This is a genomic window from Gemmatimonadales bacterium (assembly GCA_036279355.1).
GTDB lineage: Bacteria > Gemmatimonadota > Gemmatimonadetes > Gemmatimonadales > GWC2-71-9 > DASQPE01.
Genome location: DASUJH010000056.1, coordinates 19554 through 41701 on the forward strand (window position 1 = coordinate 19554; position 22148 = coordinate 41701).

The 22148-nt window shown below is 69.6% G+C and carries 21 protein-coding genes and 1 tRNA gene; 14 read left to right on the plus strand and 8 right to left on the minus strand.

The annotated features are described in order from the left end of the window. Positions 1 to 2 precede the first annotated feature (2 nt). Positions 3 to 4811 carry a tetratricopeptide repeat protein gene (locus VFW66_13740; GenBank protein HEX5387761.1) on the minus strand — a complete coding sequence of 1603 codons (4809 nt, stop codon included), beginning with the start codon at positions 4809 to 4811 and terminating at the stop codon, positions 3 to 5. Further along, complete coding sequence (locus tag VFW66_13745) at positions 4808 to 5398, minus strand: sigma-70 family RNA polymerase sigma factor (GenBank protein HEX5387762.1); 591 nt, start codon at positions 5396 to 5398, stop codon at positions 4808 to 4810. Before VFW66_13745 ends, VFW66_13740 begins: the two co-directional genes overlap by 4 nt. A 182-nt stretch (positions 5399 to 5580) precedes the next feature. On the opposite strand from VFW66_13745, the gene VFW66_13750 reads away from it, so the two are divergent. Continuing rightward, complete coding sequence (locus VFW66_13750) at positions 5581 to 6831, plus strand: acyl-CoA dehydrogenase family protein (GenBank protein ID HEX5387763.1); 1251 nt, start codon at positions 5581 to 5583, stop codon at positions 6829 to 6831. On the opposite strand, the gene VFW66_13755 is transcribed toward VFW66_13750, so the two are convergent. Further along, on the minus strand, positions 6800 to 7477 hold the full coding sequence (locus tag VFW66_13755; GenBank protein ID HEX5387764.1) for a helix-turn-helix domain-containing protein: 678 nt from the start codon (positions 7475 to 7477) through the stop codon (positions 6800 to 6802). The two genes, VFW66_13750 and VFW66_13755, sit on opposite strands and share 32 nt — an antisense overlap. Before the next feature lie 412 nt (positions 7478 to 7889). On the opposite strand from VFW66_13755, the gene VFW66_13760 reads away from it, so the two are divergent. After that, positions 7890 to 9101: a hypothetical protein gene (locus tag VFW66_13760; GenBank protein HEX5387765.1), complete on the plus strand. Its 1212-nt coding sequence runs from the start codon at positions 7890 to 7892 to the stop codon at positions 9099 to 9101. A 50-nt stretch (positions 9102 to 9151) separates the two neighbouring features. On the opposite strand, the gene VFW66_13765 is transcribed toward VFW66_13760, so the two are convergent. The 3 genes from VFW66_13765 to VFW66_13775 all read right to left on the minus strand — a co-directional run bounded on the left by VFW66_13765 (position 9152) and on the right by VFW66_13775 (position 11105). Continuing rightward, a tRNA-Phe gene (locus tag VFW66_13765) sits at positions 9152 to 9224 on the minus strand. Positions 9225 to 9321: 97 nt separating this feature from the next. Beyond that, entirely contained in the window at positions 9322 to 10818 is a 1497-nt protein-coding gene (locus tag VFW66_13770) for a beta-galactosidase (GenBank protein HEX5387766.1), read from the minus strand. A 29-nt stretch (positions 10819 to 10847) separates the two neighbouring features. Continuing rightward, entirely contained in the window at positions 10848 to 11105 is a 258-nt protein-coding gene (locus VFW66_13775; GenBank protein ID HEX5387767.1) for a hypothetical protein, read from the minus strand. Between the two features lie 95 nt (positions 11106 to 11200). Here VFW66_13775 and VFW66_13780 point away from each other — a divergent pair, with 95 nt between their 5' ends. After that, the gene (locus VFW66_13780; protein HEX5387768.1) at positions 11201 to 12487 is read left to right on the plus strand and encodes a phosphoribosylglycinamide synthetase C domain-containing protein; all 1287 of its coding nucleotides are present in this window, start codon (positions 11201 to 11203) and stop codon (positions 12485 to 12487) included. A 55-nt stretch (positions 12488 to 12542) separates the two neighbouring features. Here the strand turns inward: VFW66_13780 and VFW66_13785 are convergent, their stop codons facing one another. Beyond that, the gene (locus tag VFW66_13785) at positions 12543 to 12923 is read right to left on the minus strand and encodes a hypothetical protein (protein HEX5387769.1); all 381 of its coding nucleotides are present in this window, start codon (positions 12921 to 12923) and stop codon (positions 12543 to 12545) included. A 259-nt stretch (positions 12924 to 13182) separates the two neighbouring features. On the opposite strand from VFW66_13785, the gene VFW66_13790 reads away from it, so the two are divergent. Further along, a complete protein-coding gene (locus VFW66_13790) occupies positions 13183 to 13395 on the plus strand; it encodes a cold-shock protein (protein HEX5387770.1) in 213 nt (70 codons plus the stop codon). A 22-nt stretch (positions 13396 to 13417) separates the two neighbouring features. After that, positions 13418 to 13609 (plus strand): 30S ribosomal protein S21, encoded by a 192-nt coding sequence (rpsU, locus tag VFW66_13795; protein HEX5387771.1) that lies wholly within the window; start codon positions 13418 to 13420, stop codon positions 13607 to 13609. Positions 13610 to 13666: 57 nt separating this feature from the next. On the opposite strand, the gene VFW66_13800 is transcribed toward rpsU, so the two are convergent. After that, positions 13667 to 13909 carry a hypothetical protein gene (locus tag VFW66_13800; GenBank protein ID HEX5387772.1) on the minus strand — a complete coding sequence of 81 codons (243 nt, stop codon included), beginning with the start codon at positions 13907 to 13909 and terminating at the stop codon, positions 13667 to 13669. Positions 13910 to 14102: 193 nt separating this feature from the next. Here VFW66_13800 and VFW66_13805 point away from each other — a divergent pair, with 193 nt between their 5' ends. The 9 genes from VFW66_13805 to VFW66_13845 all read left to right on the plus strand — a co-directional run bounded on the left by VFW66_13805 (position 14103) and on the right by VFW66_13845 (position 22142). Further along, on the plus strand, positions 14103 to 14939 hold the full coding sequence (locus VFW66_13805; protein ID HEX5387773.1) for a hypothetical protein: 837 nt from the start codon (positions 14103 to 14105) through the stop codon (positions 14937 to 14939). Between the two features lie 61 nt (positions 14940 to 15000). Then, positions 15001 to 15591, plus strand: a complete 591-nt coding sequence (locus VFW66_13810; GenBank protein HEX5387774.1) for a redoxin domain-containing protein — start codon at positions 15001 to 15003, stop codon at positions 15589 to 15591. Then, complete coding sequence (locus VFW66_13815) at positions 15588 to 15980, plus strand: hypothetical protein (GenBank protein ID HEX5387775.1); 393 nt, start codon at positions 15588 to 15590, stop codon at positions 15978 to 15980. The genes VFW66_13810 and VFW66_13815 overlap by 4 nt, the downstream gene beginning before the upstream one ends. 45 nt (positions 15981 to 16025) lie before the next feature. After that, on the plus strand, positions 16026 to 16676 hold the full coding sequence (gene upp / locus VFW66_13820; protein ID HEX5387776.1) for a uracil phosphoribosyltransferase: 651 nt from the start codon (positions 16026 to 16028) through the stop codon (positions 16674 to 16676). After that, a complete protein-coding gene (locus VFW66_13825) occupies positions 16676 to 18067 on the plus strand; it encodes an MBL fold metallo-hydrolase (protein ID HEX5387777.1) in 1392 nt (463 codons plus the stop codon). Before upp ends, VFW66_13825 begins: the two co-directional genes overlap by 1 nt. Position 18068: 1 nt before the next feature. Beyond that, positions 18069 to 18698 (plus strand): YdcF family protein, encoded by a 630-nt coding sequence (locus tag VFW66_13830; protein HEX5387778.1) that lies wholly within the window; start codon positions 18069 to 18071, stop codon positions 18696 to 18698. Further along, entirely contained in the window at positions 18695 to 20092 is a 1398-nt protein-coding gene (locus VFW66_13835) for a pitrilysin family protein (protein ID HEX5387779.1), read from the plus strand. Before VFW66_13830 ends, VFW66_13835 begins: the two co-directional genes overlap by 4 nt. Continuing rightward, positions 20089 to 21609: a pitrilysin family protein gene (locus tag VFW66_13840; protein HEX5387780.1), complete on the plus strand. Its 1521-nt coding sequence runs from the start codon at positions 20089 to 20091 to the stop codon at positions 21607 to 21609. The genes VFW66_13835 and VFW66_13840 overlap by 4 nt, the downstream gene beginning before the upstream one ends. Then, positions 21606 to 22142, plus strand: coding sequence for an NUDIX hydrolase (locus VFW66_13845; GenBank protein ID HEX5387781.1), 537 nt, complete (start codon positions 21606 to 21608; stop codon positions 22140 to 22142). The genes VFW66_13840 and VFW66_13845 overlap by 4 nt, the downstream gene beginning before the upstream one ends. Positions 22143 to 22148 lie beyond the last annotated feature (6 nt).

Sequence of the window (22148 nt, forward strand, 5' to 3'; positions counted from 1 at the left end):
GACTACAGCCTGAACCTTGCGCAACGCTCTCGCAACGCCAGGTCGCCGCACTCGACGGCGATGGCCGCCGCCTCCGCGGCGAGGGTGCGCGCCCGGTCGGTGAAGCCGCGCGCGAGCTCGACCCGCGCGAGCTGCGCCAGCATCCAGCCCTGGCCTCCTCGGTCGCCCAGCTCGCGGCGGATCTCGAGCGAGCGAGCGTAGCAGTCCTCCGCCTCCGCGGCCTCGGCCGACTCGAGGTGGATGTCGCCCAGGGCCGCGAGCGCGTGCCCCTCGAGCAGGCGTTGGCCGGTCGCGCGGTGGCGCAGAACCGCCGCTTCCAGCCGCCGCCGCGCTTCCGCGCGGCGTCCCAGTGCCTTGAGCGTCACCCCGATGCTGTTGAGCATGAGCCCGTGGCTCGGCACATCGCCCAGCGCCTCGAACAACGCGAGCGCACGCTCGTACTCGGCCAGTGCGCCCTCGTGCGCTCCGCGCTCCCACTCCAGAATCCCGATCGTGTTTCGCACCCGGCCCTCCACCGGCCCGTCACCCAGCTCATGAGCGAGCTGCGCCGCCTCGCGGTAGTGCACCAGCGCGAGGGAGGATTCGGTGGCGTGGCGGCGGGTGGAACGCGCGAGTCCCTCGAGCGCGATGAGCGCTCCGGCGCGATCGCCGGCATCGCGCCTGAGCGCGAGCGCGCGGCTCCACGCCCCTACGGCGTCGGGGATCCGGTCCGCGCGCTCGTGGATCTCCGCTATCCGGGTCCACATCGCCCCCTCGCCATCGCGGTCCTGAAGCTGCGCGAACAGGATCGCCGCCTCCTCCAGGTGCGGCAGGGCGGCGGCACGGCGCCCGAGGCTCAGCTCGACCTCACCCAGGAAGCGAAGTGATTGCGACAGGCCGGGGGCATATCGCGCCTTCCGGGTGAGCTCGACCGCGTCCTGGTAGTACCGTACGGCGTCGTCGATCGCACCGTTCTGCAGCGTGAGGTGCGCGACGGCGGTGTAATGGTACGAAAGCTGGATCGGCAGGCGCTTCGCGACCGCGAGCGCGGCGGCGCGCTCCAGATACTTGAGCGCAAGGGCAGGATCGCCGAGCTCGCGGTGGATGTTCGCGAGGTTCTGCAGGATGTACGACTGCTTGAGCGGGAGGTCGCCGGTGTCGGCGGAGGCACCTGAGTCGGAACGTCCGGCGGACTCGACCAGAGCCAACGCCTCCTCCAGCGCGCGCCGCGCCTCGGAATACCGGCCCAGGCCCTTGAGCACCGGCCCAAGGTTCGACAGGTCGCCGACCGTCGCCTCAAGGTTGCCGTCGGCGCGATCGATGGCGAGGGCCTCATTCATGTAGGGCAACGCCTCCTCGCTTCGGCCCGCGTGCCAGCGGAGCAGGCCGAGGCTGCGCAGCGTGTTGCGCTGGCCAATGGTGTCGCCGAGCTCCCGCCGCATCCGGAGCGATGCCTGCAACGCCTCCTCGGCCTCGTCGAATCGCCGGAGCAAGGTGCACACGTCGCCGCGCCGAAGATACACCTCGGCCAATGCCGCGGGGTCCCCGCCTGGTGAGAGCAGCGCCACGAGCTGATCGACGATCCGCTGCTGGCGTCCGCGTAGCCCGAGTGTCTCGCACATCCGCTCCTGCCGGAGCAGAATCTCGCACAGGGTCCGGCGGCGCTCCGGGTCGTCGGGCAGTCGCGCGAGCCATGCCTCAGCGCGTTCGAGCATCTCGAGCGCCTCGGCGAACTGGCTCAGCGCCGCAGCGCGCTCGGCCGACTGGATCCCGTAGCGTACCGCCTTGTCCCACTCCTCCGCCCGCCCGAAGTGATGCGCAAGCCGGTCGAGGTGCTCGCGCATGCGCTCGCGGGGAAGCTGCTCGATGGCGACCCCGACCCGGCCGTGCAGCTCCTTCCGCTGGTGCTCCAGCAGACTCGCGTAGGCGACCTCCTGCGTCAGCACGTGCTTGAACCGGTAGGCCGGCTCGGGCACGATCTGGATCTGCTGGATCAGCCCGGTGGTCTTGAGCGTCTGGAGCGCGTTGGAGAGCCGGCCGCCGCCCGCAAGTGAGTGCTCCAGCAGGCTCCGGGTGAACTCGCGGCCGACCACCGACGCGAGGCGAAGCACCCCGCGCGCATCCTGATCGAGGCGATCCAGCCGCGTGCGGATCACCGCCTGCACGGTGTCGGGGAGCTGGAGGGACTCGGCCGCGCCCGTCAGCATCACCTCGCGGCCGGAGACGCGGATCACGCCCTCCTCGAGCAGCGCATGGCAGATCTCCTCCAGGAAGAAGGGATTGCCGCCGGTCCGCTCGTGCAGCCGCGCGCCAAGCTCGTCGGGCACCCGGTCAACCCGCAGGACGGCCCGCGCTACGGCGAGCGACGCAGACTGATCGAGTGGCCGGAGCTCGAGTGCCGTGAGGCGGCCCAGGTCCCCCCACTCCGGTAGATGATCGGGCCGGCAGGTCACCACCACCAGCACGGAATGGGCGGACAGGAGCTCGGCCATCTGGCGCAGCACCGAATCGGAGGCGTCGTCGGCCCAGTGCCAATCCTCGAGGAGTATCACCGCAGGCCGACGAACGGCTGCGATGGTAATGAGCGCGGCGAGCGCCTCCTGCATCGCGAGGCGGAACTGCTCGCCCTGCAGGTGCCGCGGCATCGGGTGGCGCTCGCTCGTGAGCGAAAGAAGGTGAAGGTAAAATGGGATGAATTCCTCCAGCTCGGCCCCGATTCCGCGGATGGCCTGAACCACGGCGTCCGGCTCCGCCTCGGGTGCGTGCACCTGCTCCAGACGAAGCATGCCGCGCAGCACCTCGACGAATGGCAGGTACGCGGTGCCACCGCCGTACGCCTGGCACCGGCCCTGGAGCAGGGTGACGCCGTCGCGGTCGACCTCCTGGCGAAACTCGTGCAGCAGGCGACTCTTGCCGAGCCCCGCTTCACCCGCCACGATCACGCAGCGGCCGGCGCCATGGCTCGCCGCATCGAAGAAGCCGCGCAGCGCCGCCAGCTCTCCATCGCGCCCGGCATAGGCCGTGAGGCCCCCGCGCTCGGCCGCCTCGAGGCGACTCTGGAAGCCGGTCGGCCGAGCCACCTCAAACGCGGGTGCGGCATCGGTCCGCCCCGGTATCGCCACCGGTGCGCGCGGCGCGCTCTCGAAGTAGGGCCGGATCAGCCGCTCGCACTCAGCGCTGATCCAGGTGGTGCCCGGCGCCGCGTGGGCAGCCAGGATCGCCGCCGCCTGGGCGGGTGCTCCCGCCAACCGGAATTCCTCGAGTGGGCCTCCGGCCGGGCGCACGATGCTCGCGCCGGCGTCAAGGCCGATCTGAAGCCGAAGCACCTGCCGGTCGCGGCTTGCGAACCTTTCGCTCAACTGCTCGATCCGCTGGTGCAACTCGACCGCCGCGCGCACGGCGCGAAGCGGATCGTCCTCGTGTGCCACCGGCACGCCGAACAGCAGCACCAGCGCGTCGGCCGAGCACCGGTTGAGGACGCCTTCGTGCCGGTCCGCCACGGCCCGTGCCTCGGTTTCGATGTGGCGCAACACATCGTCGGCCTCGCGGGGTGCGAGCCGCTCGATCAGGTCGGCGTGCCCCGCGACCGTGGCCACGGCCACCGCGATCCGGCGCCGCTCGCCTTCGACCGGCACCGCGCCGGCAGGGGCCGCCCGCGCGGTGCGCGTGGAGAGGCCATCGGCGCGCGCACTCTCCAGGTCTTGGGCGAATTCGCGCGCGCTGCCATAGCGATCCTCGCGGCGCCTGGCGAGCGCTCGTCGCACGATGCGCTCGAGCTCGCGTGAGACGCCGGGGTGCCGAGTGTGGAGCGGCGCGGGGTCGAGCCGAACGATGGCGTGCATCAATGCCTGCTCGTGATCGCCCCGGAACGGGCGTTCGCCGGCTAGCATCTCGAACAGGACGACGCCGAGCGACCAGATGTCGGAGCGGCCATCCACCGGCTCACCCAGCGCCTGCTCGGGACTCATGTAGGCGATCGTGCCGGGCGCCATGCCCGGCCTGGTGAGCGCCACGTCGGTGCGCTTGGCCACGCCGAAATCGAGAATCTTGAGCACGCCGTCCGCCGTGAGCATCAGGTTCGCCGGCTTGATATCGCGGTGGACGATCCCGCGGTCGTGCGCCTGGGCGAGCCCATGCGCCGCCTGCACGGCCACGCTGATGGCCTCGGGTGGCGGGAGCGCGCCTTCCGCGCACCGCGCCTTGAGGGTCGTGCCCTCGTAGAACGGCATCGCGATGAAGAGCTGGCCATCGGCGGTTTCGCCGATTTCGTGGATGGTGCAGATGTTCGGGTGGTCGAGCGCGGCAGCCGCCTGCGCCTCGACGCGGAAGCGCTCCTTGGCCTGCTCGTCATCGACAAGAAACGGATGCAGGAACTTGAGGGCGACGGTGCGGCCGAGGCGCTCGTCGCGGGCTCGATAGACTACGCCCATGCCGCCGACGCCGAGCTTCTCGAGCACCCGGTAGTGGGAGACGACGCCCGTTGAGGGAAAAGGCGCCGGCACCGTGGCCGTCACATTGCCGGGCGCGTGGTCGAGGATGCCGGGCGTCTCGTGTGCGGCGAGCATCGCGGTGACTTCCTGCCGGAGTGCCGCGTCGCCCGCGCACTCGCGGTCCAGATAGGCTCCGCGCGCGCCCGATGGCAGCTCGATGGCGGCGATGAGCAGGTCCTGCACCCGCTCCCAGCGCGCCGAGGCGGACGCCCCGCTCGGCGGGGCTGCCGGGCTCGCAGATGCCGCATTCGGCGATCCCGCAGTGGCGGATGCCGCACTGGTCGTTTGCGCGACGCGGCGCCGGAACACGTTGAACAGATCGCCCAGGCGACGGCCGCTCACGCGCTGAGCTCCCGGTGCAGCCACGCGCGAGCCACCGTCCAGTCGCGCTTTATCGTCGCGGGTGCCACGCCGAGTGCCTCCGCCGTTTCCTCGACGCTCATGCCCGCGAAGAAGCGGCACTCTATTACGCGGCTCTGCCGCGGGCTCAGGGCGGCGAGCCGCTCCAGTGCCTCGTCGAGCGCGAGGAGTTCTTCGGGCCGCGCGGCGGCGAGCGGCACCGCGTCGCGCGGCACCGCGTCGCGCGGCATCACGTCGTCGAGCGGAAGAGTGCGCCGCCCGCCGCCGCGCTTCTGCGCATTCCGGCCGGCCGCCTGATCCACCAGGATCCGCCGCATGGCGCCCGCCGCGACCCCAAAGAAGTGGGCCCGATCGCGCCACTGGAGGCGGTCGAGGCGCACCAGCTTGAGGTAAGCTTCGTGGACCAGGGCCGTCGTGCCGAGCGTGTGTCCGGTCCGCTCTCCCCGAAGCTCGCGGTGTGCCATCCGGCGCAACTGTGCGTACACAATGGGAGCGAGCCGGTTGAGCGCCGACCCGTCACCATCGCTCAGCGCGGCCAGTAGACGGGTCACTTCTCCGGTATCGTTCATAACCACGCCTCGACGTCGGTTCGAGGCAGCCGCCGGTGGATGGGAAGTTCGCCCGCAAGGTACCGTGCGGTCAGCGGGCGAGCAAACGCCGGAAAGCCATGAGCCGTCCGGCTGCGGTTTCCCGCCTTTCTCCATATGGTAGAGCCTGAGCCCAGCGATAGAGCCTCAACCAGGAGGATCCGATGACCGCGACCGCCGAAGCACGCCCGGGCGCGATGCCGCCGAAGGGACGGGCCGATGCGTCCGCGCCGGCGCCGCAGGAGACCGGCAAGTCCGTTCTATCCGACGCACTCCTCGCCCGCTGTCTCGAGCGCGCGCCGGTCTACGACCGCGAGAACCGCTTCTTCACGGAGGATTTCGAGGAGCTGCGGGACGCGGGCTATCTCACGATCGCCGTGCCGGAGGAGCTCGGCGGACAGGGCATGTCGCTGGCGCACGTGGCCCGGGAGCAGCGCCGGCTCGCCTACTACGCACCCGCCACTGCCCTCGCCGTCAACATGCATATCTACTGGACGGGGCTTGTCGCCGACCTCTGGCGCGCCGGCGACCGCTCGCTCGAGTGGCTCCTGCGCGAGACCGCGAATGGCGCGGTGCTCGCCGCGGGGCACGCGGAATCGGGCAACGATATCCCCGTCCTGCTCTCCACCACGCGGGCCGAGCGGGTGGATGGCGGGTATCGGTATCACGGCCGAAAGTCCTTCGGCAGCCTGACGCCGGTCTGGACCTATCTCGGCGTCCATGGGATGGATATGAGCGACCCGGCCGCGCCCAAGATCGTCCATGCCTTCATGCCGCGCGATACCGCGGGGTGCTCCATCATGGAGACGTGGGACGTAATGGGCATGCGGGCCACCCAGAGCGACGACACCGTGCTCGACGGCGCTTTCGTGCCGGAGCGCTTCATCGCGCGGATCCTGCCCCCGGGCGCGGCCGGGGTCGACGCCTTTATCCTCGGGATCTTCGCGTGGGCGCTGCTCGGCTTCGGCAACGTGTACTACGGGATGGCGCAGCGGGCCTTCGACCTCACGCTGGACTCGGTCAAGCGGAAGCGCTCGATCGCCGTGTCACGCCCGATGGCGTACCACCCGGAAGTGCAACACCGCGTGGCCGACATGGCACTCGAGCTCGAGGCGATCGGGCCGCACCTGGACCGGGTCGCAGAGGAGTGGTCGGCGGGCGTCAATTACGGCGCGGGGTGGATCGTCAAGATCTTCGCCGCCAAGCACCACGCGGTCGAGGGCGCGTGGCGGGTGGTCGACCAGGCATTCGACCTCGCGGGTGGATTCGGGATTTTCCGGAAGGGACCGTTCGAGCAGCTGTTCCGCGACGCGCGATTGGGTCGGATTCACCCAGCCAACTCGCTGCTCACCCACGAGATAGTGGGGAAGCTCTCGCTGGGCATCAGCCCCGACGAGCAGCCGCGCTGGGGTTGACGGCCGGACCCTGATCGGGTGGCGCCCCCAGCTCGAACCTGCACTTCGGCCGCTCGCCCTTTTCGCATCGCTCACGCACGGGCACCCCGACCAGCTCGGCCACCATGCTCTCGGTGGCCTGGCAGGTCGCGGGGTGTGACCGCACGGCGTCGGCCAGCGGGCAGCTCCGGCTCCGGAGCGCCAGACCGTCCGCCGTCTCTTCGACCTCGACGACGCCGCCGAGCTGATTGAGCACCGCCGCCGCGGCCTCGGCCTTCGCGCGCACGTCGCCCGGGGCCGAGCGGTGTAGGGCGGCCAGCCGCCTGCCCACTTCACGCAGCACGTTCTTCAACCCCTCTGCCGTCAGCCGCTCCTCCAGCACGCCCACCAACTGGGTAAGTACCGGGATGTACGCCTTGGTTAGCAGGCGCTCTGCCTCGACGGTGACCTCGTAGGCGTAGGCGGGCTTGCCGCCGGTGGGCCGCAGGCCGCGCTGCTCCACCAAGCCATCCCGCTCGAGCAAGGCAATGTGAGTGCGGACGGCGTTGTCGGTGAGGCCGAGCTCGGCCGCCAGTTCATCGACCGTGCGGCTACCCCGCCGGAGGAGCGCGAGGACGCGTCCTCTGGTACTCTCGAAAAATCTGCTATCCCAAGGTGTTACAGACACGGTGTCCTCCTCGGCATGCCCTGCATCATAGCATGACCGGTTCAGCCTTGCAACGATTGTCAATGAAATACTTGACAAATACGGAACCGCTCCTTACCGTGCGGCTCGACCCCATGGAGCGAGCCCATGTCAAACCCCCACGAGAGCAGCGGCGCCACCTCGCTAACGGAGACCCCCACGCCGGCAACCGCGCGGCGGCTGCCCTCACCCAGTCCAGTCAGTCTCACGAGCCGCGTGATCGAAGCCCCGATTCGCGAGACACACCCGTCGAGGTGTTCGCCCGGTGCCCCCAGGTGCAGGCGCGCCTCACCGAGCAGGTGGCTCAGGGATGAGTTCCTGAGATTGGCACATCGCGACGGTTGAGTTCGGCCGCTGACCGCCGCCCCAGGCGGTTCTTCCAGGAGACTAGCTCATGAATGCGATTCGACGCACGCTCACGGGGCTCGCGTTTTCCGGAGCGGTCGCGGCCCTTGCGGCATGCAACGGCAACGAGGGCCCGACGGCGCCGTCGCCCGACGCCCTGGCGCAGGGCAAGGACATCTTCCGGTTCGACACCTTCGGCGACGAGAGCTTCTGGACCGACACGCTCCGCATGCACGAGGTGATCGAGCAAGGCGTGGACCCGACCACCGCGCTCGCGGTCGGCTTGAAGGTCGATGCCGCTGCATTGCCCGCGGCGGTGGTGCAGGGCATTGAGGCCGGATCGATCAGCCTCACGAGTCCCGCGACGACGGTGGCGTTGCTCAAGCTCAACGCGGTGGTGGGCGTCAAGGGCACCGTGGAGACGGTGAACGGGAAGGACACGCTGACACACGTCGGGATCACCTGCGCGCTCTGCCACTCGAACGTCGACAACTCGTTCGCGCCGGGCATCGGCCAGCGGCTCGACGGGTGGCCGAATCACGATCTCAACGTCGGTGCGATCGTGGCGCTCTCGCCGGCGCTCACGGCCGCGCAGAGGGCGGTGTACAACTCGTGGGGACCGGGAAAGTACGACCCGCGTTTCAACTTCGACGGCAAGAACGGGCCGCAGGTCATCCCTCCGGCCTACGGTCTCGCCGGGATCAATCGGATCACCGTCACCGGCGACGGTACCGACGTCGCGTACTGGAACCGCTACGTGGCGGTGACCCAGATGCACGGGCACGGCACGTTCAGCGATTCGCGGATCGGCGTCAACGTCAACAACACGCCGCCCGATCTCGTCTCGGCCAAGCTCGCCGCCTTGCAGGCGTACCAATTGAGCCTTGCCGCGCCACCGCCGCCCGCCGGAAGCTTCGACGCCGCGGCGGCCGCGCGAGGCGCGGTGGTCTTCAACGGCCCCGGCGGCTGCGGGGGCTGCCATACCGGATCACTGCTCACCGACGCCAACGTCCGGCTGCATCCGCCATCCGACGTCGTGAGCGAGCCCGAGCCGAACGGCGCGCCGAGCTACGCGTCGCGCAGCGCGACGAAGATGTACCGCACGGCGCCGCTCCACGGGCTCTGGCAGCACGCGCCGTACTTCCATAACGGCGTCGCGCCGACGCTCGAGGCGGTGGTGGAGCGGTACAATGAGCGGAAGGGACTCAACCTGACGAGCCAGCAGCAGGCGGATCTGGTGGAGTATCTCAAGTCGCTCTGACGGGGGCCGAGCGCACGCGCGGTTCGCGGCACGGATCATCGGAGATGCAGTGGCCAGGGGCGGAATCGAACCGCCGACACGCGGATTTTCAGTCCGCTGCTCTACCAACTGAGCTACCTGGCCCGGGGTGCCAAGGGAGAGCGAATAAATAGCGCCGCCGGGGCTTTGGCAAGCGCGGCGAACCCGACGCGGAGACGAAGCGGCACCGACCGCGTCAGCGTTAGAAAATGAAGATCCGCGGCACGCCCGCCACGAGCTGCACGCCGTCCAATGTCGTCCCGTCGAACCTCGGATACGCCGTGCCGGTGCCGTCAAGCGCGTACTCGGTGGCAACGGCGCGCCCGGCCCCGCCGCCCGCCGAGTCAGTGCCCCGCCGCGCACTGCTCGCGACGCGCAATTGCACGGTCGGGCGCCCGCTCTCATCCCACACGAGGAGCACCCGCCGGCCGTCCGGCCGCACGAAGAGGTGCGCATGCAGGCGGCCCGCCGCACCCGCTATCACCGTCGCGGTCACCGCGTCGTCCACCACGCCGATCCTGCCCACGTTGAGCAGCTGCAGGAGCAATCGCACGGTGTGAAACGCGAGCTTGGGCGTGCCGTCGAGCCGCACGAGGCCCAGGTGCCGGTTCTCCGACTCCCCGATCACCTCGGCGCTCGGCCGCTGGTCGTGAAGTTGGTAGATGCCGATCTCTTCTACCGCCGAATCGGCCAGGAAAGTGGCAATGGCCCGCGCCCACCACGCGGCCTGGTCGCGCTCGCTGTGGTCCCGTGAAGTGGCATAGCCTACCTCGTTGAGCCACACCGGCGCGCCGTCGCAGCTCGACCGCACGACGGGCAGAAAGCGATTCCGGTAGCCTGCATCGAGGTAACGTTCCACCGTCACCGACTCGGGTGTCCACGTCTCGGGGTAGGCATGGAGCGGCACCGCCACGACGGGCGCGCCATTGTTCGCGTAGCCGCCAGGCGGATTGCTGCGCCCGTCGTGCAGCGAATCGCTCAGCGCGCCGCGCAGCGCATCGCAGCTCGCCTCGGCCCAATCAGCATCCGGTGTGACGAGCCCGCCCGCGAAGACCCGCGCCCGCGGGTTCGCGGCGCGCACCGCCCGCGCCGCCCGCTCGAGCACCGCTGCATACCGTTCGAGCGTCCCGTCCCACCAGAGCGAGGCGTTCTCCTCGTTGTAGATCTCGTAGGAGACGACGTTGCGGTGGCGCCCGAGCTCGCCCGCCAGGCGGAACATGAACCGATACCAGTCGTCGAGGCTCCGCGGCGGGTCATTCCAGTCCCGTCTGTCGCCGCTGCCGCCGTTGGCCGCCCACGCCGGCGTGTAATCGATGTAGGGGCGAAGCGTGATGCCCGCGCGCCCGCCCGTGTCGGCGAACCGGTGCAGCCACGCAAAATCGAAACTGTCGCGCGCGGGCTCGTAGTCGTCCCAGCCAAAGCTGCCGCGCCAGGTGTCGGCACCGAGCGTGCGGATGAGCGCGAAGTCGCGCGCGACCGAGTCGAGGCTCGTGCCCTTGTCGTAGTCCTGCAGGATGGCGAAGGAGACCGGCTTGAACGTAACGGGTTGCGTGGTGGTGACGCTCGGCAGCGGGGGAGCCGCGCGAGGGGGACCGCAGGCCGTAGCGCAAACGGCAATGGCACCCGCGCCGCTGGCCCACACGACGAGCCGCCCGCTCAGAGCTCGCGCACGGGCAGAAGCAGCAGAAGCATTGGCCATCGGCGCAAGATAGCGCGCCGGCCCGCGGGCTACGGCGCGAGCGCTCCGAGCGTGCCTTCGTCCCCCGCGAGCGCGAGCGGCTGCGCATCCGGCGCGGACCGCTCCGACGCAGATCGCTCGCGCGCGGATTTCTCCGCGTCCGATTGCTCCGGCGCGGCCGAGCCGGACGGCGCGGCTGGCGTCGTTGGCGAAGCCGGCGCGCGCACGCGATCGCTCGACGCGGCGAGGGCCAGCGCGTCGGCGACCGAGGGAGGCACCGCGTACCACCAATGCAGGACGTAGGGCATGGGAGTCTCCGCCCTACATTACCCCGCAATGGCGATTCCGCTAGGGCTGGCCTGAGAGTTGCTTTATTTCCGCCCATCCTCCGCCTCGAGCCTCGATGCCTCCAAGAAACATTCTCTTCGTCTCACTCGACGGCCTTATCGGCGACATCGCGTGGCAGACGGTGAAGGAGGGGCACAACGTCCGGTACTGCATCGCGAGCCCCGACGAGCAGGAGATCACCGACGGCTTCGTGCCCAAGGTCGACGATTGGGAGGCGGAGGTCGACTGGGCCGATCTGATCGTCTTCGACGACGTGCTGGGCCAGGGCACCCACGCCCAGCGACTCCGACAGCAGGGCAAGCTCGTGGTGGGCGGCACGCCCTACACCGACCGGCTGGAGGACGACCGAGCGTTCGGCCAGCAGGAGCTCAAGAGCTCCGGCGTCTCGATCATCCCGCAGGAGAACTTCACTTCGTTCGACACCGCCATCGACTATGTGCGCACCAACCCGACCCGCTATGTGATCAAGCCCAGCGGCGAGGCGCAGAACATGAAGCAGTTGCTCTTCGTGGGCGAGGACGAGGACGGCAAGGACGTGATCCAGGTGCTGGAGGACTACAAGCGCGCCTGGGCCGAGCGGATCAAGGAGTTCCAGCTCCAGCGGCGGATCGTGGGCGTGGAAGTGGCGACGGGCGCGTTCTTCAACGGTGACGAGTTCGTCTATCCCATCTGCGTCAACTTCGAGCACAAGAAGCTCTTCCCCGGTGACATCGGCCCCTCCACCGGCGAGATGGGCACCTCGATGTTCTGGTCCGAATCCAACAAGATCTTCCAGGCCACGCTGTTCAAAATGGAGGCGAAGCTCCGGAAGGAGCGCTACGTCGGCTACATCGACGTGAACTGCATCGTGAACAGCAACGGCATCTATCCGCTCGAGTTCACCTCGCGCTTCGGCTATCCCACGATCAGCATCCAGCAGGAAGGGATGAGCACGCCGATCGGGGACTTTCTCTACCAGCTCGCCGAGGGCTCGATCAACCGCTTCAAGACCCGGAGCGGATTTTATGTGGGCGTGCGGGTGGTCGTGCCGCCTTTTCCATTCAAGGACAACGAGACCTTCGAGCGGAGCTCGAAGGATGCCTTGATCATCTTCAAGAAGCCGAACCGCGAGGGGGTCCACATCGAGGATGTGAAGTGCGTGGACAACGAGTGGCTGGTGACGGGCACGTCGGGCGTCGTGCTCATCGTGGTGGGCCAGGGACCCACGATGAAGCAGGCGCAGCGGCAGGCGTACGCGCGCATCGACAACGTGATGATCCCGAACATGTACTACCGGAAAGACATCGGCGACCGCTGGCTGGAAGACAGCGATCGCCTGCACAACTGGGGATACCTGCGCTGACCGCGCGCGGCCCCGTTCGCCGTAACGGTGGTCGCCGTGGCGGCGTTCGCGCCAACTACACCCGCGCACTCCGCCCGAACAACTGGCCCACCAGTCCGCCAAGCCCGCCCGCCAGCCCGGAGCTCACCGCCGCGATGCCCAGCGTGCTCGCCGGCACGTCACCCAAGCCGATCGACACGAGTACGCCCAGCACCGCCGAGATCCCGCCGACCGCAGCCCCGCCGCCCGCTGCGGCGCCCATCGGCGCCCCGCGGCTCCAGAGTGCGCTCAGGAGTCCCGCGACTCCCGCGATGCCGGTGCCGAGCACGGGAAAGAGCCGCGCGATCGACGGATTCGTGTGGCCGGCGACGACCATGATGACCTGCAGGATGGTGCCGACCGCGGTGGCGCGAACGAACGGATTCGAGAAACCGTTGAGACCGGCGGACTCGGCCATATGCTCTCCCGGGCATGGAATGTGGTACGACGGGGTACGGATGCCGTCCTCGACGGTACCGCGCGCCCGGGGAGTCCGCCAGGGCGCCCATTGCCAAGCGGGGGGGCCGTACTTAGCTTCGGTCTGCGATTCACGCGCCGTCCGGCGCGGACGGGTTCCGGAACGTACGAGGGGCTGGCATTCGCGCCGCCCCTCTTTTCGTTCTCCACGGGAACCGAGCCCACGTGCGGGCGGCAGGCACGAACAGGAGAGCATGGCAATGCGTACGACCGGTACCGTGAAGTGGTTCAACGACGCCAAGGGGTTCGGTTTCATCACCCCGGAGAACGGCCAGAAGGACTGCTTCGTGCATCACTCTGCGATTCGGGGCGAGGGCTTCAAGTCGCTGGCCGAAGGCGAGCGCGTGGAGTTCGATATCGTTCAGGGCACCAAGGGCCCTGCCGCCGAAAACGTCGTCAAGCTGGGCCGTTAGGCCCGGCAGCGGCAACGTCACCATGATCGAAGTCACGCTGAGTGAGACCGATCGCCTCGAGTTCGCCCTCAAGGCGTTCAAGCGGAAGGTGCAGAAGTCGGGAATCCTCCAGGATCTCCGGCGGAAGCGTCACTACGTGAAACCGAGTGAGGCACGCCAGCTCAAGGCCGCGGCCGCGGCCCGACGCCGGCGCGGGCGGGGGCGGCGCCGCTAAGCGCAATCCGGAATCGAAAGGGCCCGCTCGTGCCATGCGCGAGCGGGCCCTTTCGATTCACGATACCCGCTTCCAGCGGATGTCGGCGCCCTCGCGCCCCGCGAGCGCCGAGCGCAGCAGAGCCACCAGCGATGCGTCGGCGCCATCCTCTTCCATCATGTCCACCGTATCGCCGCTCAGATAGTAGTCCCGGTCCTCCGGCGACTCCTCCTCCAGCTCATCCGCCAATTCCTGAAACTGCTGATCGGAGAGGGTGCCGAGGCTGCGGCCGGTTTCGGAGTCGAAGAGTTGCACTGGCATGGGGGCTCCCGGAGGGACGTCGAAGAGGATGGCTCAAGGGACTGCCGCGCGGGAGGGTTGTCAACCGCCGCGGGCGATTTGGCGGTTCCGTGACATGAGACACCGCCATCCAGGCCGGCAGGCTCGACGATGCACGGGAGCGGTGCCTTGGCTGCAATCAACCCCGCCGAGAGAGAGCGAGCGAGCCTGATCCATGGCGGATGAACCGAAGGGCCCGAGGTGGTGGAACACGCTGCCGGGAATGATCACGGCGGTGGCCGCGCTTGCGGCGGCGCTGTCCGGTCTGCTCGGCGGGTTGAACCAGCTCGGCGTGCTCGAGCGGTTCAAGCAGCCGGCGCCCGCATCGGAGCGGGTGACGGCCGCAGCGCGCGATACTGTGGGTCCGAGCGCCGTCCCCCCGTCCGCGGCCGCCCGGCCGGAGGTCACTCGGCGCGAACCGACCAAGCCGGCGCGGCGCGGTGGCACGCACCCGGCGGGGGCGCCGCCGGCGCGGCCGCCCGACACCGCCTCGGCCAAGGCTCCGGCACCGGCTGGTGCGCAGCCGAGTGAGTCGACATCGGCCGGCGCGACCACGCCTGAGTCAACCGCTTCCGGCTCGACCTCACCGGCGCCGCCGCCGAGCGCGCCGGCGCCCACCCCGACCGGTGGCGTGCTGCCGAGCGGTACCGCCGTCGAGCTCGCCGCGAGCTCACGCGTCTGCAGCACCACCAGTCAGCCGGGCGACCACTTTACCGCGAACGTGGTTGTGCCGGTGGCGCAGGGCGCCGCCGTGGTGCTGCCGGCCGGCGCCACGGCAATTCTCGAGGTGACCCGCCTCCCGGCGCCGAGTTTCATCGGCGCGCGCGCGGACTCGCTCGTGCTGGCGGGCAAAGCATCCCCGGTCAGCGGCGCCAGCGTTCGCATCCAGCGCGAGCTCACCGCGGGATTTAGCGAAGGCGGCATTCCCAAGCCCGCGGTGGGCGCGTGCATTCCGGAGGGCGGGCGGATCACCGTGACGCTCACCTCGGCGGTGACCGTCGGCGCGTCGTAGGCGCGGAGAATCCGATTCCCCGGTTCCGGCGTTAGCTTTGAGCCTCGAGCCGGAGCCCACCATGATGAAGCCCGTCGTTCTCCTCGCCTTCTCGACCGCTTTTGCCGGCATGGGCGCGCTGGCATTCCAGTCGTCACCGTGGGCCAGCGCTCAGGGCATGGCGCCTTCGCCCGGCGTCGCCTCCGCCGCACCGCGCCCCGCGCCGTCCTGGCACAACTCGAGTTGGCTCAACACCGAGCAGCCGCTCACGCTCGAATCGCTCAAGGGCCGCGTGGTGCTGCTCAACTTCTGGGTGTACACCTGCTACAACTGCACCAACACCGTGCCGTCGCTGGTGGATTTCGACCGGGAGTATCGCGACAGGGGGCTCACGCTGATCGGTATTCACACGCCGGAGTTTCCGCCCTACTCGGGCGAGCACGACAAGGGGAACGTCGAGCGCGCCCTGCGCCAGTACCACATCGAATATCCGGTGGCCCAGGACAACGACGACAGGACCTGGAATCTCTACGGCATTCGCTTTTGGCCGAGCTTCGTCCTCATCGACAAGAAGGGCCGCATCCGCTACGAGGGCGCCGGCGAGTTCCACGTCGGCGACGGCAACTACCAGCTCTGGCAGCACCGGATCGAGGAGCTGCTGGCCGAATCGTGACGGGAACGGCGGCGGTGCGCTGGGCGGCGCTCGGCTTGACCCTCGCCGCGGCCTGTCGCGCGGCGCCCGCGCGGAAGCCCGGCGCCCCCGAGCCGCTCGCGATGCAGATCGAGCCGCGCTCAGAGGAGATGCGCCTCACGCTCGTCGCCGCTCCGGGCTACGAGATCAACGCCCGCCTCAAGCCCGCGCTCGAGCTGCCGGAGGGCAAGTTGCTGCGGTTCGACACCGCCCGCCTGACCCCCGATTCCGCCTACTTCGCCGAGCCGCCGGCCGCCACGCTGCCGGGGCATCGGCGGGTGGTGCGCGGCACGCTCCGCGCGAGCGTCTGCGCGCCGGGCGAGCAGGTCTGCCGCTCCGTCGCGCTTGCCGTGGTGGCCGAGGTGCCCTGAGCGCTGCAGCCTGAGCGCGCGAGGCGTCCGCGATTATCTTGCTGCATGCCGGCGACCGGGTCCGACCATCCCAATCTGACCGTCCTCGCCCATCCGCTGATCCAGCACAAGCTCACACTGCTCCGCGACCGTCACACCAGCACCCGTGACTTCAAGCAGCTGGTGAGCGAGATCGCGATGCTGATGGCGTACGAGGTCACCAAGGATCTCCCGACGGAGCCCGTGGAAATCGACACGCCGCTCGAGCGGATGACGGGGCGGCAGGTGGCGGGCAAGAAGCTCACCCTGGTCCCGATTCTCCGCGCGGGGCTCGGCATGGTGGACGGGATCGCGCAGCTCATTCCGTCGGCGCGGGTTGGCCACATCGGGCTCGCGCGGGATCACGAGACACTCAAACCGATGGACTACTACTTCAAGGTGCCCGCCGCGGAGGAGGAGCGGGACTTCTTCGTCCTCGACCCGATGCTGGCGACAGGCGGCTCGGGCGTGGCCGCCGTGACCGCGCTCAAGCAGGCGGGCGTGCGACGCATCCGGTTCCTCTGCCTGGTCGCGGCACCCGAAGGCGTGCGCGAAATGGCCAAGGCCCACCCCGACGTGCCGGTCTTCGCGGCGGCGCTCGACCGGCAGCTCGATGCCAGGGGCTACATCCTCCCCGGTCTGGGCGACGCCGGCGACCGACTCTTCGGGACCCGCTGATGGGCGGCATCCGCCTCACCTGCTGGGGCGCCGCGGGCCAGGTGACCGGCTCGATGCACTACCTCGAGGCGGCCGGCGCGCGCGTGCTGCTCGATGCGGGCCTATTCCAGGGCCACCGCGCCGAGGCCCATGCGCTGAATGGGGCGCTCGACTTCGATCCCCGGCGGGTGGACGCGGTGGTGGTGAGCCACGCCCACATCGATCACACCGGCCGGCTGCCGCTGCTCGTGCATCGCGGCTTTCACGGGCCGATCTACGCCACGCCCGCCACGCGGGACCTCAGCGCCGTCATGCTCCCCGACGCCGCGCACATCCAGGAAAAGGACGCCGAGTACCTCGCGAAGCGCGGCAAGGCGGGCCCGCCGTGCGCGCCGCTGTACAACATCGCCGACGCCGTCGCCGTGCAGGACCTCATGATCGGCGTGCCCTACTGCCGGATCGTCCACCTGCGCAAGAATCTCGCGATCGAGTTCACCGACGCCGGCCACATCCTGGGCTCGGCCTCGGTGGACCTGCGGCTGAGCGAGCCGGCCGCGCACCGCCTCGTGTTCTCGGGCGACATCGGGCGCTCGGGCCTTCCGATCGTGCGCGACCCCGAGCCGCCCGCGGGGCCGATCGACACGCTCATCGTGGAGTCGACCTACGCCGACCGGGATCACGAGTCGGTGGGCGACGCCAGCCGACGTTTGGGCGAGATCGTGCGGCGGGTGGCGGGGCGCGGCGGCAAGATCATCGTTCCGGCTTTCGCGCTCGGGCGCGCGCAGGAAATCGTTTACGCCTTGCACGAGCTCTGGCGCGCACAGGAAACGCCCGAGCTGCCGATTTACATCGACAGCCCGCTCGCGGTCGACGTGACATCGATTTTCCGGCTGCACCCCGAGGTGTTCGACCGCCGCGAGCGGCTGGTGGGCACCGGCGCGCCGCTGTTCGATTTTCCATTGGTGCACTATGTGCGCGACGTCGCCGAGTCCAAGCGTCTCAACACGCTCGCGGGCCCCGCGGTGATCATCTCCGCGAGCGGCATGGCCGAATCGGGGCGGATTCTTCACCACCTGGCCAACCACATCGGCGACCGTCGGAACTGCGTGCTCCTGGTCGGCTTCCAGGCGGAGCATACGCTCGGCCGGCGCCTGCAGGAGGGGGCGCGCACCGTGAAGATTTTCGGCGAGGAGTACGAGCGCCGTGCGGAGGTGGAGACCATCGGCGGATACTCGGCCCACGCCGACCGGACCGAGCTGCGCGCGTGGGTGCGCCGCCTGGGCGGGCCGGTCCGGCGCGCGTTTGCGGTGCACGGGGAGCCGCCTGCGCTCGAAGCCATGGCGGAGATTCTGCGCGAGGAGGGCGTGCGCGAGGTCATCATTCCGCGCCATGGCGAGACGTTCGATCTCTAGCATGCGTAGCGCCGCCGGCCGGCTGCGCCGGGCGGTGCGCGCGCTGGGCCTCGGGCTCGGCGTCGCGGCGCTTGCCTACACCGTCAGTTTCGTCCTGGTGCTCGTGGTGGCGCAGCTCGACAATCCGCAGCCGGCCGATGCGATTGTGGTCCTCGGCGCGGCGCAGTACAACGGGCGCCCCTCACCGGTGCTCCGCGCCCGACTGGATCACGCGCGCGAGCTCTGGAGCGACGGTCTGGCCCCGGCGATCATCGTGACAGGTGGCGTGGGCCGCGGCGACACCGAAAGCGAAGCCGACGTGGGCCGCCGCTACCTGCTGGCGCGCCGCGTGCCCGCCACCGCCGTCGTCTCGGAACCGGAAGGCCGGACGACCGCGGCGTCGATGACCGCAGTGGCCGACCGCCTGGGCGACGACCAGCGGGTGATCCTCGTGAGCGACCCGTTTCATATGCTGCGCTTGCGCCTCGAGGCCCGTCGTACCGGGCTCGTGGCCTATACGTCGCCCACCGATACGAGCCCGATCTCGGACAACCCCGTGCTGGAGCTCGAGTATCTGGCCGTCGAGGCCTGCAAGGTTCCCGTCGCGTGGCTGCACAGCGTGTTCGATGGGGCCTCCGCCCGGAGATCATGATGTCCGCTCGACCCGCTGCCGGTCTGCGCCGGCTTGGCGCCGTGCTCCTTGGCGCTCCGCTCGCGTTGCTCGCCCCCATTTCTGCACAGAGCCAGGCGCCGCCGCTCCACGTTCCCTACACCGCCGACACGCTGGCGAACGGCCTCGTGCTGCTGGTGCACGAGGATCACTCGGTGCCGATCGTGGCCGTGAGCACGCTCCGGCGCGTCGGCTCGGCCGACGAGCGGCCGGGCCGCACCGGCTTCGCTCATTTGTACGAGCATCTCATGTTCACCGGCTCGGAGCACGCGCCCTACCCGGCGTTCGACCGGCTGCTCGAGGCCGCCGGCGCCGACAACAACGCGTACACCACCGAGGACCGCACCGTCTTCTATGAGTCGGGCCCTTCCAACGCGCTGCCGCTCATGCTCTGGCTCGAGGCCGATCGTACCGGCTGGTTTCTGCCGACGCTCGACTTCACCAAGCTCGACGTGCAGCGGGACGTGGTGAAGAACGAGCGGCGGCAGAGCTACGAGAACCAGCCCTACGGGCTCGCGAACGAGACCCTGCTGCGCATGCTGTATCCGCCGGGCCACCCGTACTCGTGGCCCGTCATCGGCTCCATGGTCGATCTCGACGCCGCGACGCTTGGCGACGTGAAGGACTTCTTCCGCCGTTACTACGCGCCGAACAACACGACGATCGCCGTAGCCGGCGACGTCGCGACCGCGGAGGTCGACCGGCTGGTGGCGCACTACTTCGGCCCGATCCCGCGCGGCGACAGTGTGGCGAGGCCCACGGTGGCGCCGTTCTCGCTTGCACACGACACGAGCGCCGTACTGGAGGACCGGGTACAGCTTCCGCGGCTCTACTACTTCTGGCACGCGGTGCCGCGGAACGACCCCGACCAGGCCCCGCTCGAGGTGCTGGCGTACGTGCTCGCCGGGGCCAAGAACAGCGCGCTCACCGAGCCGCTGGTCTACATGCGGCAGCTCGCGAGCGACGTGAGCGCGGCCCCCGACCTCAAGCACCTGGACGGCGACTTCACCGTGAGTGTGACCGCGCGTCCCGGGCACGCGCTGCCGGAGCTGCAAGCGGTGATCGACCCATTGCTCGCGCAGCTCGCGGCCGAGGGGCCGGCGCCCCACGATCTGCAACAGGCAAAGAACGCGCTCGAGTCGCAGTTTCTCGATGTGCTGGAGCGGGTGAGCTCCAAGGCCGATCTACTCAACAACTCGCTCTTCTTCACGGGGGAACCCGACGTGGTGCAGCGCCGGATCGATCAGTTGCGCGCCGTCACCGCGGACGATGTGAAGCGTGTCGCCCGGCAGTACCTCGGCGCGCCGAAAGCGGTGCTGAGCGTGGTGCCCGAGGGCAAGCGCGAGCTTGCCGCGAAGGATGGAGGTGCCCGATGATGCGGCGCGTCCATCACGCGCTGGCGGTCGCCTGCGCCGCTGGCGCGCTCGTCGCCTCGCCCTTGGCGGGACAGGCGCCGGCGATCACCCATCCGCCGGTGTTGAGCCCGCCCGCGCCCCTGCACGTTCCGGCGGTACACAGGGGACGGCTGCCCAACGGCATCGGACTGTACGTGGTCGAGCAGCACGAGGTGCCCCTGGTGGAGCTCACACTGCTGGTGAAGGGCGGCGGCCGGAGCGACGGCGCACGGGGGGGTCTCGCCTCGTTCACGGCCGGCATGCTCGACGAAGGCGCCGACACGCTCGACGCATTCGGCATCGCCGCCGCCGCGGATTACCTCGGCGCCGACCTCGCGACCGGCGCGGACTGGGATCGAAGTTACGTGAGCCTCAAGGTGCCGCGCCGGAATCTCGCGGGCGCGCTCGACCTCATGGCGGCCGTCACACTGCGGCCCACATTCCACTCGGCTGACGTGGCCCGCCAACGCGCGCTCCGCCTTGCCGGCATCACCCAGGAGCGCGACGATCCGGAAGTCGTGGCCGGTGAGACGCTCGCCTCGATTCTCTACCCGCGCGGTCACCCCTACCATCGCCCGCTGCACGGCGACTCGGCGGCGGTATCCGGCTTCGACTCCGCCGCCGTGCGCGGCTTCTGGCGGGAGCACTATCGTCCGAACCGCGCCACGATGGTCGTGGCCGGCGACATCACGCTCGCCGAGGCAACGCGGATGGTGGGGCAGGCGTTCGGCAGTTGGGAGGCGGGCGGCGAGTGCGCGCCGAACGGCCGCCGAGGAGCGGCGCAGAAGGGGTCGGGGGCGGAGCCGACTGTGTGCTTGTCGGGGGAGCCCCCGGTCCCTTCTGCGCCGCGACACCGCAGCGATCCCGTCAGGCCACCCGCCCGCCTGACGATCTATCTGGTCGACAAGCCCTCCGCCCCACAGTCCGTCATCGCCGTCGGCGGCGCAGGCGTTGATCGCCGAAATCCCGACTATTACGCCTTGCGCGTGATGAACACCGTGCTCGGCGGCTCCTTCTCCTCCCGCCTCAACCAGACCCTGCGCGAGGTGAAGGGCTACAGCTACGGCGCCGGCTCGAGCTTCGAGTTCCGTCCGCTCCCCGGGCCGTTCGTCGCGGGCACCGCGGTGCGCACGGACGTGACCGACAGTTCGCTCGTCTATCTGCTCAAGGAGCTGCGCGGCATCCGCGAGTCGCCGGTAAACCCGGCCGAGCTCGGGCGCGCCAAGTCCTACATCACGCTCGGCCTCCCGGGCGACTTCGAGACCACGAGTGAGCTCGCCAGCCGCATCGCCGGTCTGCTGCTCTTCGGGCTGCCGCTCGACTACTACGATCACTTTGCCCCACGGATCGACGCGGTCACCGCGGCCGACGTACAGCGCGTCGCGCGCCGCTACATCCAGCCCGATCACCTGGCCGTCGTCATCGTGGGCGACGTGACCCGTATCCGGCCGCGCGTCGAGGCGCTCGGGCTTGGACCCGTCGTAGTGCCGGCGCCATGACGCTTCTTTCCGCGGCCCGGCTCTACACGGGCCACGTGCTCAACCTCGACGTCGACACCGTGCGCTTTCCCGACGGCTCGACCGGCGAGCTCGAGATGATCCGCCATCCCGGTGCCGCGGGGGTCGTGCCGCTGTTCGGCAGCCTGCACGAGCCCGATCCCGAGGTGGTGCTCATCCGTCAGTTCCGCCACGCGGCCGGCGGATTCATCTGGGAAATTCCGGCCGGCCGGCTCGATCCGGGCGAAGCACCCGAGGCGTGCGCGCGCCGCGAACTGGAGGAGGAGGCGGGCTTCGTGGCCGGCGAGCTCACGCCGCTCACCACGATCTACACGACGCCCGGCTTCACCGACGAGCGCATCCATCTCTTTCGGGCCACCGGCCTGAGTGGGGCCGAGCACCATCGCGAAGCGGACGAGTTCATGGAGGTGCACCGGGTCAGGTGGTCGGCCGTGCTTGACCTCATCCGGCGAGGGGAAATCACGGACGGCAAGACGCTGGTCGCCCTCATGTTCGTTCACTGTTTTGGGCGATAAGTTTCC